Origin of the sequence: Microbacterium nanhaiense (genome assembly GCF_014646015.1) — a bacterium.
In the GTDB taxonomy this organism is placed as follows: Bacteria; Actinomycetota; Actinomycetes; order Actinomycetales; family Microbacteriaceae; genus Microbacterium; species Microbacterium nanhaiense.
The window spans coordinates 262,455-276,698 of record NZ_BMMQ01000003.1; the positions used below are offsets into that span (position 1 = coordinate 262,455).

Genomic DNA, 14,244 nt, shown 5'->3' on the forward strand with positions numbered 1-14,244 from the left:
TCATGGCCGAACCCTTCGACGCCGTCGACATCATCCGGATCAAGCGCGACGGCGGATCCGTCCCCGAGCCCGCGCTGCGCTGGCTCATCGACGCATACACGCGGGAATACGTGCAGGACGCGCAGATGTCGGCGTTCACGATGGCCGTACTCCTGAACGGCATGACCCGCGATGAGATCCGGGTGATGACCGACGCGATGATCGCATCGGGCGAGCGGATGAGCTTCGCCGGTCTCGGCAAGCGCACCGCCGACAAGCACTCGACGGGCGGCGTGGGCGACAAGATCACCCTGCCCCTGGCGCCCCTCGTCGCCGCCTACGGCGTCGCGGTGCCGCAGCTCTCCGGCCGCGGACTCGGTCACACGGGCGGCACGCTCGACAAGCTCGAGTCGATTCCGGGGTGGCGCGCGGCGCTATCCAACGAGGAGATGTTCGCCCAGATGCAGGGTCCCGTCGGCGCGGTGATCTGCGCCGCCGGATCCGGCCTCGCGCCCGCCGACAAGCGCCTCTACGCGCTGCGCGACGTGACGGGCACGGTCGAGGCGATACCGCTGATCGCGTCGAGCATCATGTCGAAGAAGATCGCGGAAGGCACGGAATCGCTCGTGCTCGACGTGAAGTTCGGTTCCGGCGCGTTCATGAAGGACTACGCCAAGGCGAAGGAACTCGCCGAGACGATGGTCGCTCTCGGCACCGATTCCGGCGTGAACACGACCGCGCTGCTGACCGACATGTCGACGCCGCTCGGCCTCACGGCGGGCAACGCGAACGAGGTGCGCGAGTCCGTCGAGGTGCTCGCCGGCGGCGGACCCGCCGATGTCGTCGAGCTGACCGTCGCGCTCGCCCGCGAGATGCTCCAGATGTCGGGCATCGACGAGGACCCCGCCGAGGCGCTCAGGGACGGCCGCGCGATGGATGTGTGGCGCGCAATGATCCGCGCCCAGGACGGGGATCCGGACGCACCGCTGCCGAGCCCGAAGGAGACGCACGTCGTCACCGCCGATCGCGACGGTGTGATGACGCGTCTCGACGCGTACGACGTCGGCATCGCCGCCTGGCGCCTCGGCGCCGGCCGCGCGCGTGCCCAGGACCCGGTCGTGCACGCCGCGGGAATCGACATGCACGCGAAGCCCGGCGATTCGGTGCGGAAGGGCGACCCCCTGTTCACGCTGAACGCCGACGATCCCGCACGCTTCGATCGTGCCCTCGACGCGCTTGCGGGATCCTACGAGATCGGTGACGCCGCACCCGACGTCGCCCCGATCGTGCGCGAGCGCATCGCCGCCGCCTGAGTCCCACCCTCCGCACCCCCGAGCAAGGAGACCCCATGTCCCGTCCCCAGCACAAGCGCCAGAGCCCTCGCCGCGAGGCGAGCGTCGAAGGGGTGCCGATCCGCAGCCTTCCGAAGGTGTCGCTTCACGACCACCTCGACGGGGGCCTGCGCGCCTCGACCGTCTTCGAGCTCGCGAGCGCGCAGGGGATATCGCTCCCTGCCGCGAACTCGCGGGAGCTGGGGGAGTGGTTCGCCGAGCGGTCGAATGCGGGCTCGCTCGTCGAGTACCTGAAGACCTTCGATCTCACGGTGTCGGTCATGCAGTCCGCGGAGAACCTCACCCGGGTCGCGCGCGAGTACGTCGAAGACCTCGCGAACGACGGCGTGATCTACGGCGAGGTGCGCTGGGCCCCCGAGCAGCACCTCGAGGGCGGGTTGTCGCTCGAGGACGCCGTACAGGCCGTGCAGGACGGCATCGAGGAGGGCGAGGACGCGGCGGACGCGAACGGGCACTCGATCCGCGTCGGTCAGATCCTCTCGGCGATGCGACAGGGCTCGCGTTCGCCGGAAATCGCCCGTCTTGCGCTCGACTTCCGCGATGACGGTGTCGTCGGCTTCGATCTCGCCGGTCCGGAGGACGGGTTCCCCGCGTCCGAGCACCAGGAGGCGCTCGACCTCTTGGCACAGGAGTTCTTCCCCGTGACGATCCACGCGGGCGAAGCGGCGGGGCTCGACTCCATCAACTCGGCACTGCTCGATGGCCGCGCGCTGCGCCTCGGGCACGGTGTGCGCATCGCGGAGGACCTGGAAGAGATCGCGGCGGAGGGCGATGAGGTGCGCGTGCGCCTGCGCGACCTCGCGACCTGGGTGCGCGACCGCGAGATCGCCCTCGAGCTATCGCCCTCCTCGAACCTGCAGACCGGCGCGATCGCCCAGTGGGGCACGAAGATCGAGGATCACCCGTTCGACCTGCTCTATCAGCTGGGGTTCTGCGTGACGGTCAACACCGACAATCGGCTCATGAGCCGCACGACGCTCACCCGCGAGCTGGCGCTTCTGGTCGACACCTTCGAGTACGGTCTCGAAGACCTGGAGACGCTGCAGCTCAACGCCGCGGGAAGCGCCTTCCTCCCGCTCGAGCAGCGCGAGGAGCTCATCGAGCTGATCCAGGAGGGCTTCGAGCGCGGCTGACGCCCCGACCGCCGCAGCAAGAGCTGATCGCTACGGAATAGCGCTGCCTCCGCGGCGGTTGCACTGGGCGTGATCCTCTCCATCCTCGACCGCTCGCGCACGCGAGCGGGAGAACCGGAGGGGCGGGCGCTTCGCGACACGATCGCACGCGCGCGGCGGGCCGAGCAGCTCGGCTACCACAGGTTCTGGGTCGCCGAGCACCACGCGGTGCCGGGCATCGCCTCGGGCGCGCCCGCAGTGCTGCTGGCCGCGATCGGCCAGGTGACATCGCGGATCCGCCTCGGCTCGGGCGGCGTCATGCTGCCTCAGCACCAACCGCTCGTCGTCGCCGAGCAGTTCCGCATGCTCGAGGGGCTCTACCCGGGGCGCATCGACCTGGGCCTCGGCACCTCGCTCGGCTTCACGCCCGCGGTCCGTCGTGCGCTGCGGCGCGAGACCGTCTCGCCCGACGAGATCGATCGCGACATCCGCGAGGTGCTCGACTTCCTCGGATCCCGCGCGCCGATCACGGCGCGCCCGAAGACCGACGCGGTGCCCGTGCATGTGCTCGCATCGCGCTCGGGCATCGCCCGCGCGGCGCGGCTGGGACTCCCCGTCGTCATCGGCGGCCCCATGGTGTTCAGCGATCGCCTTCCCGCGCTCCTCGCCGACTACCGCGCCGCGTTCGACGGCGACGCCTCGCCCCGCGTCATGCTCTCGCTCGACGCGTTCGCGGCGACGACGAGCGAGCGCGCCCGCGAGCTTGCCCTGCCGGAGGCCTGGTCGATGGCGCAGACGTCGCGCACGGGCGAGTTCGGACCGCTCGAGCCGCCCGAACGGATCCTCGCGCAGGAATGGCCGGATCGCATACGCGACCGCGTGGAGCAGCATCTCGGACAGCTCGTGCTCGGCACGCCCGAGGGCGTTGCGGAGCGGCTGACGGCGCTCGCCGAGTCGACCGGCGCCGACGAGATCCTCGTCTCCACGTCGACCTATGACACCGCCGAGCTCGCGGGGCTCGACGCCGCGCTTATCCGCGCCTTCTAGACGAGCGACGCTTTCTGCGCCTCGAGCCACTCGGCGACGACCTCGGCGCGCTCGTCGAAGCGTGCCGTCGGGAACGCGAGGCCTCGCGTGGGCACGCTCGCACCCAGTTCCACGAGCAGCGGCCGAAGGGTGTGCTCGACCGCGAGCGCGTGCGCGGGGGAGCCGATCGTGAAGACCGGGATCGCCGTGACGCCCGCAAGGCCGTTCGTGCCGTAGCGATCGAGGAACGCCTTCAGCAGCCCCGTGTAGCTCGCCTTGTACGTCGGGGACGCGATGACGAGGATCCCGGGGCGGGCCACGCGCTCGAGGAGCGCCTCGACTTCAGCGGAGGGGAAATCGAAGACCCGCTTCGCGACGTCCGCGAGGTCGATCGTTTCGTCGCGCTGCGCCCCCGTGACCGCGGCGAGCTGGTCCGCGACCTCCTCTGCGACGGCGAGGGTGCGGGAGGCGGGCTGCGGGTTGCCGACGAGGGTCGTGATCGTGGTCATGCGGCCACTCTGCCACGGCGACGGATGGCCGCGCATCGTCGGAGACGTTCTATGACGCACGCGAGAGGGGCACGGGATCCGCGGATCCCGTTCCCCTCTCCGAGGTGCCCTATGCCGTGTGCCGCGCGACGACGTCGCGCACCGAGGCGTACAGCGGGTGATCGGCCGTGAGCCCCGTCACCTCGGCCGTGAAGGCGTCGGCGTCGAGGGAGGAGAGCTTCTCGCGCAACTCGACCGCCTGGGCGTCGTCGGCGTCATCGAATGCGAGGGCCGCGTCGATCGCCGTCAGCAGCCCCATGACACCGAGCCCGCGCTCGGCGGCCTCCGCCGCCGGGCCGATGAAGCGCTCGTGGCGGGAGAGCTTGCGGAGCGGCTGGCGGCCGACTCGCTGCACCGTGTCCGGCAGGGCCGGGTTCTTGAACCGACGCAGGATCGTCGCCCGGTACTCGGCGAGGTCCTCCTCGGCGAAGCCGTGCTTCGCGGCGAGGACGGCGCTCGTCTCGGCGATCGCCGCGGCGACCTGTCGCTCGACGACCGAGTCGGCCAGCGCGTCCGAGATCTTCTCGATTCCGGCACGGGCACCGAGGTACGCCGTGGCGGCGTGGCCGGTGTTGACCGTGAACAGCTTGCGCTCGATGTACGGACCCAGCTCGTCGACGAAGTGCGCACCGGGAATCGTCGGCAGATCGCCGCCGAAGGGGCCCTGCTCGATGGCCCATTCGAAGAACGGTTCGACGGTGACGTCGATGCCGGCGCCCTCGGGCTGCCCGGGCACGATCCGGTCGACGGCCGTGTTCGCGAACACGGCCCGCGTCGAGAGCGACTCCCATTTGCCGCCCGCGAGCGCCTCGATGTGACCGCGCAGCGTGTCCGTCGCGCCGATCGCGTTCTCGCAGGCCATGACCTTGACCGGGGTCGAGTCGGCGGAACGCTCGCGGAGGCCCGCGAGGATCGAGGGGGCCACGAACTTCAGGACGGTGGGGCCCACGGCACAGGTCACCACATCGGCGGCCGCGACGGCCGCCGCGACGGCGTCCGGATCCTCGGCGCTGTTGATCGCCGAGAAGCCCGTCACCGTCACGTCGCGTCCGCCGTCGCCGACCTCGTGCACCACGTAGCTGTCGGCGGCGTTCAGCGCATCGACGAGGGGCGCCGCCACGTCCGAGAACGTGATCTCGTATCCGCCCTCGTGTAGGAGCGCGCCGACGAAACCGCGGCCGATGTTGCCGGCGCCGAAGTGGACGGCCTTCTTCACCGTCATGCGAGGCCACCCTTCAGCAGGGCGTAGAGCTCGTCCGGGGTCTCCGCGGCCTTCAGACGGGCGACGGTGTCGTCATCGCCGAACTGGATCGCGACCGACTGCAGGATCTCGAGGTGGGCGTCGCCCTTACCGGCGATGCCCACGACGAAGGTCGCGACGTCGCCGTCGCCCCACTCGACACCGCCGTCGTAGCGGATCACGGCGAGGGCGGAGCCGAGAACGGCGTCCTTCGCCGCGTCGGTGCCGTGCGGGATCGCCAGACCATTGCCCATATAGGTCGAGACGGTCTCCTCGCGGGCCTTCATGGCCTCGAGGTAGTCGCCCGTGACGGCGCCGGCCGCCTCGAGGATCCCGGCGGCCTCGCGCAGGGCCTCGTCGCGCGTGGCGGATCCGGCGTGGATCCGCACGTTGTCGCGGGTGAGGACCTCGGGGGTCGCGCCCTCGGGGGCTTCGCCTTCCGCCGTCGCCGTCGACGTCGCCGGATCCGGCTTCGCGCCGAAGTCGATGGCGGGAGCGTCGTGCGTCGCCGTCTCCTCGGCGGCGGCCTCCTCCGCGGATCCGTTCTGCTGCGCGAGGAGCAGGGCGACGACCTCGTCGTACTCGGGGGCGTTCATGAAACCGCCGACCGAGACGTGCAGCGCGTTCGGCTCCTTCATGCGGGCGCGCTCGGTCAGCTGCGCCTGGGTGACGACGAGATCGGCCGTACCGTCGAGGTTGGCGATGGCCTTGTTCGTCACGGTGACGCCCTCGATGCCCGCCTGCTGCACCTTCTTGCGGAGAACGCCCGCTCCCATAGCCGACGATCCCATGCCGGCGTCGCACGCGAAGATCACGTTCTGAATCGTCTGGGTCGCCGTCGCGGCACCCGCGCCGGCGAGGCCGCCGAGGACCGACGACGCCTTGCCCTTGTTCCGTTCCGTCTGAGCGACCGCGGCGGCGAGCTTGTCCTCGCCGGCCGCATCGGCCGCGAGGTCGCGCTTACGGCTCGCCAGCAGGAACAGCGTCGACACGACGAAGGTCACTGCGGCCGAGATGAGGACCGACAGGATGACGCCGAGGTGGCTGCCCGGGGCCGTCTGGATGAGCACCGCGAAGATCGAGCCCGGCGATGCGGGCGCGACGAGGCCGGAGTCGAAGATGAGGTTCGTCGCGACGCCGGACGCCCCGCCGAGGACCAGGGCGACGAGCAGGACCGGCTTGGCGAGCACGTAGGGGAAGTAGATCTCGTGGATACCGCCGAGGAACTGGATGAGGAAGGCACCGGGCGCGGTCGCGCGCGCCGCGCCGACGCCGAACACCGTTAGGGCGAGCAGCAGACCGGCCCCCGGGCCGGGGTTCGCCTCGACGAGGTAGAGCAGGCTGTGCCCGATTTCGGTCGACTGCTCGCCGCCGATGGGCGTGAACACGCCGTGGTTGATCGCGTTGTTGAGGAACAGCACCTTGGCGGGCTCGACGATGACGCTCGCGAGGGGGATGAGCCCGGTGTCGACGAGCCACCCCACGGCCTTGCCGAGCACGTCGGTGAGACCCTTCACCAGCGGTGCGAGCCAGTAGTAGGCCGCGAGCCCGGTGAAGAAGCCGACGAATCCGGCCGAGAAGTTGTTGACGAGCATCTCGAAGCCGGCCTTGATCTTGCCGTCCCACAGCTTCTCGACCATCTTCAGCACCCAGGCGGCACCCGGGCCGGCGATCATCGCACCGATGAACATGATCGTGCCCGCGGCGCCGACGATGACGCCCATCGTGGCGACGGCGCCCACGACGCCACCGCGGTGGCCGTATACGACGTTTCCGCCGGTGAAAGCGATCAGCAGCGGCAGCAGGTACTGGATGGTCGGGTCGACGATTGCGGCGAGGCCCTCGGATCCGCTCCAGCGGAGCGCCTCGACGGGCCCTTCGACGCCGAGCCATCCGGTCGGGATGAAGAGGGCCGTGAGCAGACCCCACGCGATGAACGCTGCGATGTTCGGCATGATCATGCCGGACAGGAAGGTGCCGAACTTCTGTACCCCGGTGCGGAGACCGCCCGGCGCCTTCGCGGATGTTTCGGTAGACATGATGATTCCTTGGAGGGGGAGTTAGGCGGCCGCGCGCGCGGCGGTCTTCGCCTGGTCGGCGTTACCGGTGGCGAGGGCCGCGGCGGCGATGCGCTGCGCGTCCTCGAGGGTGTGCTTCTTCAGCTCCGCGCGGACATCCGCGAGGGCCGACGGCGACATCGAGAGCGTGTTCACGCCGAGGCCGACGAGAACGACGGCGAGGAGCGGATCCGCGGCGGCCTCGCCGCAGACGCCGACCGGCTTGCCGTTGGCCTTGCCGCCGTCGGCGACCATCTGGATGAGACGGAGCGCGGCGGGGTGCCACGGGCTCTGCAGGTGGGCGACGGATCCGAGCAGGCGATCGGCCGCCATCGTGTACTGCACGAGGTCGTTCGTGCCGATCGACGCGAAGTCCGCCGACTTCAGGATCTCGGTCGCGAGGATCGCGGCCGAGGGCACCTCGACCATGACGCCGGTCGTCTTCAGGCCCAGTTCCTTCGCGAGCGACGTGAAGTACTCGGTCTCGTCGACCGTGGCGATCATGGGAGCCATGACCCACAGCTCGGCGTTCGTCTCGGCGTCGGCCTGGGCGAGCGCGGTGAGCTGGTCGCGGAGAATGTTCTCGCGGTGGGCGAGGGCACGGATGCCCCGGCGCCCGAGCGCGGGGTTCTCCTCGCTGTCGTCCGTGAGGAAGGGGAGCGGCTTGTCCGCGCCCGCGTCGAGCGCGCGGACGACGACCTTCTTGCCCTCGAACGCCGTCAGCAACTCCACGTAGCTGGCCTTCTGACTCTCGACGGACGGCGCCTCGTCGCTCGAGAGGAACAGGAACTCGGTGCGGAACAGGCCGACGCCCTCCGCGCCGAGCGCGATCGCGTCGGCGGCGCCGGCGGGGGATCCGAGGTTCGCGAGGAGCGGCACGGACGTACCGTCCGCGAGCGCGCCCGGCGTGATGGGGGCGCTCTGCGCGGCGGCGCGGTCGGCGGCGCGCTGCGCGGCCTCCGTGAGCTGCTCGTCAGTCGGATCCACGATCACCAGGTCCTGCGAGGCGTCGACGATGACCATCTGGCCCTCGGCGAGCTCGATCTCGCCCGTGCCGACGACCGCGACGATCCCCTTCTCGCGCGCGAGGATCGCGGTGTGCGAGGTCGGGCCGCCGTCGGTCGTGACGACCGCGAGCACCTGGTTGAGGTCGAGCAGGGCGGTGTCGGCGGGGGCGAGATCGGGCGCGACGAGCACGAAGGGGTGGCCGGGCTCGGGAACACCGGGCGCCGACACACCGCGCAGCTGCGCGATGATGCGCTGGGCGACGTCCGCGAGGTCGGCCGCGCGCTCACCCAGGTAGCCGCCGAGCTCCTTGAGCTGTTCCGCGAACTCGTGGAACGAGGTGTAGACCGCGTATTCGCCGGTCGAGCCCTCATCGATCTTGCCGTGCACGAGCTCTTCGAGCGTCGGGTCCTCGGCCATCATGGCCTGGGCCTCGAGCACGTCCTGCGCGGATCCGCCCGCGCGTTCGCCGCGGGCGTTCAGCTCGGCGGCAACGGCCGAAACCGCGGCAGCGACAGCGGTCTTCTCTTCTTCCGGCGTGCGCGACGACGGGGCAGAGGTGGGGGCCTCGAGCGCCGACGCCATGATGGCGACGGGGCCCTGGGCGATACCCGAACCGATGCCGGTGCCGCGGATCTCGGCGGTCACGATCAGGCGTCCTGGTCGGTCTCGAGCATGGTGGCGAGCTCGTCGAGCACGCCCTCGGCGTTGTCGCCCTCGACCGTGAGGGTCACGACGTCGCCCGTGTTCGCGCCGAGCGAGATGACACCGAGGATGCTCGCGGCGTTCACGGCCTTGCCGTCGCCCTTGGCGATGGTGACGGTAGCGCCGGAGTTCTTCGCGGCCTCGCTGAAGAGCTTGGCGGGACGAGCGTGCAGGCCGTGCGAGCTGGCGATGGTGACGGTACGAGTGGCCATGGTGTGTTCCTTTCGAGGGGTGGACCCGGTGTGGATCCGCGCGACGAGATCGAGCGCGATCTCGAGGGCCTGGGTGCCCTCGCGATCCCGCGCGATATCGCCAGGGAGAACTGCTACGGGAACGCCGTGCTCGCGCGCCTGCGCGTGCACGACAGACAAGGCGTCGCCCAGGTGAGCTCCGGCGAGGACCGCGTCGGCGGATCCCACCTGCTCGGCGAACGACGCCAGGGGTGAGGCAGAGAACGTTGCGTCGAATCCGATCGTCTTTGCGGCGCGCCGCATACGCGTCGCCACGAATGTGCTCGAGGCGCCCGCGCCACAGATCACGACGATCTTCATCGACTCACGTCTCCTTCTCCGTCTCATCCTGGCCGGGTGCGGGCCCCGCCGCAATGGAGATCTCTTTCCGGGGTCCGCGGAAAACAGTGCACGAATGATGATTGACTGGAGGTGTGGCGCATAAACGACAGGCGAGGATGTTGGGGATCCTGGTGCGTCGCTCAGACTGGGTCACCGCGGGCTACCTCGCCGATCATCTCGGCGTGACGCCGCGTAGCGTGCGCAGCTACGTCACCGCCATCAACCAGCTCACGCCCGACGCGATCGAGTCCGGTCCGCTCGGCTACCGCGCCACACCGCGCGCGGCCGCGATCGAGATCGACGGACTGGATCCGGCGCGGGGCACGCCGCGCGAGCGGCTGCACACCCTCATCCGTCGCCTGCTCGACTCCGACGAGGGCGTCGACGTGTTCGAGACCGCCCTGGAGATGCAGGTGTCGACCGGCACGGTCGAGGGCGACCTCCGCCGGATCCGCGGCATGCTTCGCGGCACCGGGCTCGCCTATCGGCGCGAAGCGGCCGTGGTCTCGCTCGACGGATCCGAACTCGCGCGGCGCCGCTTCGTCGGTCGCGTCGTGAACGCCGAACTCGACGACGGTGCGCTCGACCCGTCCGCCGTTCGCCGCGCGGCGGAGCGAGTCGGCCTCGACGCCGACGCCTTCGCCGCCACGGGGCGCGACCTCGTCGCCGCCCTCTCGGAGCAGGGCTACCGCGTCAATGAGCTCGCCGCCGCCGACGTCGTTCTGCGCATCGCCATCGCCGCGGACCGCGTGGCGCACGGCTACTCGCTGGGGAGCAGCGCCGCAGAGCCGGGCGGGGAGAGCGAGACCGAGCACGAACGCGCGCGCGTCGCCGACCTCATCGGCGGCATCGCGCTCGAACGCTTCGGCGTGACGCTCGGCGAGGGCGATACGCGGCACCTCGCCTCGCTCGCCCTCCTGTCGGTCGTGGATCCCGGATCCGCCGACCCGCGCGCGCCGCGACGCGCGGATCCGGCGATCGAGGCGGCCGTCGCGCGCGCCGTCGACGGGGTTGTGAGCGCCCACGGGGTGGCGCTCGCGCGCGGCGAACTGGTCGCAAGGCTCGCGCTGCACGTGCAGAACTTCCTGCAGCGCGCAGAGGAGCAGCTCTTCTCGCGCAACCCGATGACGCGATCGCTGAAGGCGGCGTCTCCACTGGTCTTCGAGATGGCCGTCGCCGTCGCGAGCGACCTGTCGCGCGAACTCGGGGTGGAGTTCCCCGACGACGAGATCACCGATATCGCGATGCACCTCGGCACGGCGATCGAGTCGGACGGCGACGCGCGTGCCCGCCTCACGGCGACGCTCGTGTGCCCCGGGATGGACGAGATGCGGCGACAGCTACGGGAGCGCCTCGAGAACGCCCTCGGCGGGGAGGTTTCCGTCACCGAGGTGTCCACCAGCTACGAGCCGGAGTGGGAGCGCTTCGCCACCGACCTCGTGCTCACGACGATCGACCCGCCGGCGCACGTGCCGGGTTCCGACCGGATCGTCAGGATCCCGCCGTTCCTCTCCGAACGGGACGTGGCGCGGGTGGCGGACGCGGCGACGCGCGTGCGGCGGCAGCGGCGGCTCGCGCGCCTGCGTGCTGAGATCCAGAAGTGGTTCGTGCCGGGGGCGTTCATGCGCGACGTCCCGGCGTCCGCGCCGGCCGAGGTGATCCGCGCCCTGGGTGGAGCGCTCCGCGCCGAGGGGATCATCGACGACGCCTACATCGACAGCGCCCTCGAGCGCGAGCGGGTGAGTTCGACGGCGTTCACGGAATCGCTCGCGGTGCCTCACGCGATGACGATGTCGGCGGAGCGCACGGCGATCGCCGTGGCGATCAGTGAGCACGGCATCGACTGGCACGGCGACCGCGTGCGGGTGGTCGCCTTCGTGGCGTTCAGCGAGTCGGATCGCTCGGCCTTCCAGACCGTCTTCGAGCAGCTGATCGACGTCTTCGCGGACCCGGAGAACGCCCGTCGCGTCGCGCGCCGCGCGACCGACCTCCCGACCTTCCTCACCGAACTCGCCGCCCTAATCGACGAGGGCTAACCCGCCCGCGCACCCTTCTTCCCCCCACCCTTCTTCCCCCACCCGTTCATATGACACCTTTAGGTACTTGAGCGCGCCGGGACTGGGGATAAGTGTCATTTGAACGGTGGGGGTGTGCGCGAGGGAGGCACGTTCTGCGGGGACTACGCAAGCAGCGCGCGCACCGAGGCCTCGAGGGCGGCGAGGCGCGACTGGGCCTCCGAAGCCGACGCGCCCTTCACATCGAGGTAGGCCTTGAGCTTGGGCTCCGTGCCGCTCGGGCGGAAGATGACGCGGCCGCCGTCCTCGAGGAGGAAGCGCAGGATGTCGCCGCCCGGCTGACCGTCGGGAACGACGAGGAGATCGTCGAAGCGTGCCACCGCGACCTCCCCGAAGGCCGCCGGCGGCTCGGCCCGTAGCCGCGCCATGGTGGCGCCGATGATCGACAGGTCCTCGACGCGGATCGACACCTGGCCGCTCGCGTAGTGTCCGATCCGCTCGGCCAGCTCGTCGAGCAGGTCCGCGAGTGTCCTGCCCTCGGCTCGCGCCTCGGCCGCGAGCCCGAGGATGGCGATGGCCGCAGAGATGCCGTCCTTGTCGCGCACCGTGTCGGGGTTCACGAGGTAGCCGAGGGCCTCCTCGAAGCCGAACACCATGCCCGGCGCGCGTGAGATCCACTTGAAGCCCGTCAGCGTCTCGTGCCAGTCGAGGCCGTGCGCTCGCGCGATCTCGCCGAGGCCCGGCGAGGAGACGAGCGAGCAGGCGAGGGATCCGGATCCGCCGGCGGAGCGCGCCGCGCGCTCGCCGAGGAGCAGCCCGACCTCGTTGCCCGTCAGGCGCCGCCAGCCGTCCGCCGTCGGGATCGCGACGGCGACGCGGTCGGCATCGGGATCGTTCGCGATCGCGAACTCCGCGCCCTCCGCCTCCGCGAGCGCGAGGGACAGATCCATCGCGCCGGGCTCTTCCGGGTTCGGGAACGCGACGGTGGGGAACGCCGCGTCCGGCGCGATCTGTTCGCTCACCGTCGCGGGGAGGGGGTAGCCGGCGCGTTCGACGACGGCGCGCGTCGTCTCCCACCCGACGCCGTGCATCGCCGTGTACACCCAGCGCATGCCGGCGGAAGCCTCCGGCGCGGGCGCGACCGCGGCCGTCGCCTCGACATAGGCGTGGACGATCTCCTCCGACCCCATCGAGTAGGAGGACGAGCGCGGCAGCTCGGCGATGGATCCGGCGGCCACCTCGTCGATGAACGCCGCGATCTCGCGATCGGCGGGCGACACGATCTGCGCGCCGTCGTCGGCACCGCCGAGGTATACCTTGTAGCCGTTGTCGTTCGGCGGGTTGTGGCTCGCCGTCACCATGACGCCCGCGTCGGCGCCCAGGTGCCGCACGGCGAAGGCGAGGACGGGCGTCGGGAGGAGCCGGGGGAGGAGGATCGCCTCGAGACCGGCGCCCGCGAACACCTCGGCCGAGTCTCGCGCGAAGATCTCGGAGTTCTTGCGCCCGTCGTATCCGATGACGACGCGGGGACGCGGGGCACGCGCCAGAAGGTAGCGCGCGAAGCCGCCCGCCGCCTGCGCGACGAGCACGCGGTTCATCCGCGCGGATCCGGCCCCGAGCTGCCCGCGCAGGCCCGCCGTGCCGAACTGCAGGCGGCCGTCGAAGCGGGCGTCGAGCTCCGCCGACGCGTCCCCGTCGCCCGCCCCCGCGCGCTCGATGAGCGACGCGAGCTGGGCGCGGGTCTCCGGATCCGGATCCTGGTCGAGCCAGCGGCGCGCGGCGTCGAGCGCGCTCACCGGATGCGCTCGATGACGTCGGCGAGGAGGCGCGAGATCCGCTCCTCGGCGTTCCTGCCGGCCTCGATGACCTCTTCGTGACTCAGCGGCGTCGGCGAGATGCCGGCCGCGAGGTTGGTGATGAGGGAGAAGCCGAGGATCTCCATGCCGGCCTGGCGGGCGGCGATCGCCTCGAGCGCCGTCGACATGCCGACGATGTCGCCGCCCACGGCGCCGACCATGCGCACCTCGGCGGGCGTTTCGTACTGCGGGCCGCGCAGCTGCGTGTAGACGCCCTCGTCGAGAGAGGGATCCACCTCGCGCGCGATGCCGCGCAGGCGCGGCGAGTACAGGTCGGTCATGTCGATGAACGTCGCGCCCTCGAGGGGGGTGTCGTTCGTGAGGTTCAGCTGGTCGCTGATGAGCACGGGCTGGCCGGGCTCCCACGAGCGCTTAAGGCCGCCCGCGCCGTTGGTCAGCACCATCGTCTTCGCGCCCGTCGCGGCGGCCGTGCGCACGCTGTGCACCACGCGGCGCACGCCATGACCCTCGTAGTAGTGGGTGCGCGCGCCGATCACGAGCACGTGGCGGCCATCGTCGGTGCGCACGCTGCGCAACGTGCCGACATGGCCCGCGAGCGCAGGCTTCGAGAATCCCGTGACCTCGGTGGCGGGAATCGTGGCCACGGTCTCGCCGATCAGCTCGGCGGCGCGGCCCCAGCCGCTGCCGAGCGTCACGGCGATGTCATGCTGCTCCACGCCGGTGAGCCGGGCGATGTCGGCCGCGGCTGTACGCGCGACCTCGAAGGGGTCGGCGGGGAAGTCAAGGGGGTGCGACGGATCTGTCATGCCCTCACGA

At 70.9% G+C, this 14,244-nt stretch carries 12 protein-coding genes and 1 pseudogene; 5 read left to right on the top strand and 8 right to left on the bottom strand.

What is annotated here, in order from left to right; translation table 11 throughout:
• The first annotated feature begins 2 nt into the window (after positions 1-2).
• The 3 genes from IEX05_RS06970 (at position 3) to IEX05_RS06980 (ending at position 3,490) form a co-directional block, all read left to right on the top strand.
• On the top strand, positions 3-1,292 hold the full coding sequence (locus IEX05_RS06970; RefSeq protein WP_188700640.1) for a thymidine phosphorylase: 1,290 nt from the start codon (positions 3-5) through the stop codon (positions 1,290-1,292).
• Between the two features lie 35 nt (positions 1,293-1,327).
• Positions 1,328-2,464 carry an adenosine deaminase gene (locus IEX05_RS06975; protein ID WP_188700641.1) on the top strand — a complete coding sequence of 379 codons (1,137 nt, stop codon included), beginning with the start codon at positions 1,328-1,330 and terminating at the stop codon, positions 2,462-2,464.
• A gap of 69 nt (positions 2,465-2,533) precedes the next feature.
• The gene (locus tag IEX05_RS06980) at positions 2,534-3,490 is read left to right on the top strand and encodes an MsnO8 family LLM class oxidoreductase (RefSeq protein WP_188700642.1); all 957 of its coding nucleotides are present in this window, start codon (positions 2,534-2,536) and stop codon (positions 3,488-3,490) included.
• Here IEX05_RS06980 and IEX05_RS06985 read toward each other — a convergent pair.
• The 5 genes from IEX05_RS06985 to IEX05_RS15270 all read right to left on the bottom strand — a co-directional run bounded on the left by IEX05_RS06985 (position 3,487) and on the right by IEX05_RS15270 (position 9,236).
• Positions 3,487-3,978: an NADPH-dependent FMN reductase gene (locus IEX05_RS06985; protein ID WP_188700643.1), complete on the bottom strand. Its 492-nt coding sequence runs from the start codon at positions 3,976-3,978 to the stop codon at positions 3,487-3,489. The genes IEX05_RS06980 and IEX05_RS06985 overlap by 4 nt on opposite strands.
• Positions 3,979-4,087: 109 nt before the next feature.
• Positions 4,088-5,239, bottom strand: coding sequence for a mannitol-1-phosphate 5-dehydrogenase (locus IEX05_RS06990; protein WP_188700644.1), 1,152 nt, complete (start codon positions 5,237-5,239; stop codon positions 4,088-4,090).
• Complete coding sequence (locus tag IEX05_RS06995; RefSeq protein ID WP_188700645.1) at positions 5,236-7,296, bottom strand: PTS mannitol transporter subunit IICBA; 2,061 nt, start codon at positions 7,294-7,296, stop codon at positions 5,236-5,238. Before IEX05_RS06995 ends, IEX05_RS06990 begins: the two co-directional genes overlap by 4 nt.
• Before the next feature lie 21 nt (positions 7,297-7,317).
• Positions 7,318-8,904, bottom strand: coding sequence for a phosphoenolpyruvate--protein phosphotransferase (gene ptsP / locus IEX05_RS07000; RefSeq protein ID WP_229661186.1), 1,587 nt, complete (start codon positions 8,902-8,904; stop codon positions 7,318-7,320).
• Between the two features lie 65 nt (positions 8,905-8,969).
• Positions 8,970-9,236, bottom strand: coding sequence for an HPr family phosphocarrier protein (locus IEX05_RS15270; RefSeq protein WP_229661187.1), 267 nt, complete (start codon positions 9,234-9,236; stop codon positions 8,970-8,972).
• A gap of 30 nt (positions 9,237-9,266) precedes the next feature.
• On the opposite strand from IEX05_RS15270, the gene IEX05_RS15275 reads away from it, so the two are divergent.
• Positions 9,267-9,470 carry a hypothetical protein gene (locus IEX05_RS15275; protein WP_229661190.1) on the top strand — a complete coding sequence of 68 codons (204 nt, stop codon included), beginning with the start codon at positions 9,267-9,269 and terminating at the stop codon, positions 9,468-9,470.
• Here IEX05_RS15275 and IEX05_RS15460 read toward each other — a convergent pair.
• Positions 9,399-9,602, bottom strand: a pseudogene (locus IEX05_RS15460) (PTS sugar transporter subunit IIB); the annotation flags it as partial. The gene IEX05_RS15275 and the pseudogene IEX05_RS15460 overlap by 72 nt on opposite strands.
• A 125-nt stretch (positions 9,603-9,727) precedes the next feature.
• On the opposite strand from IEX05_RS15460, the gene IEX05_RS07010 reads away from it, so the two are divergent.
• Positions 9,728-11,632 carry a BglG family transcription antiterminator gene (locus IEX05_RS07010; RefSeq protein WP_229661175.1) on the top strand — a complete coding sequence of 635 codons (1,905 nt, stop codon included), beginning with the start codon at positions 9,728-9,730 and terminating at the stop codon, positions 11,630-11,632.
• A 143-nt stretch (positions 11,633-11,775) separates the two neighbouring features.
• Here the strand turns inward: IEX05_RS07010 and IEX05_RS07015 are convergent, their stop codons facing one another.
• Positions 11,776-13,407 carry a phospho-sugar mutase gene (locus IEX05_RS07015; protein ID WP_188700647.1) on the bottom strand — a complete coding sequence of 544 codons (1,632 nt, stop codon included), beginning with the start codon at positions 13,405-13,407 and terminating at the stop codon, positions 11,776-11,778.
• Positions 13,404-14,234: a purine-nucleoside phosphorylase gene (locus IEX05_RS07020; protein WP_188700648.1), complete on the bottom strand. Its 831-nt coding sequence runs from the start codon at positions 14,232-14,234 to the stop codon at positions 13,404-13,406. The genes IEX05_RS07015 and IEX05_RS07020 overlap by 4 nt, the downstream gene beginning before the upstream one ends.
• Positions 14,235-14,244 lie beyond the last annotated feature (10 nt).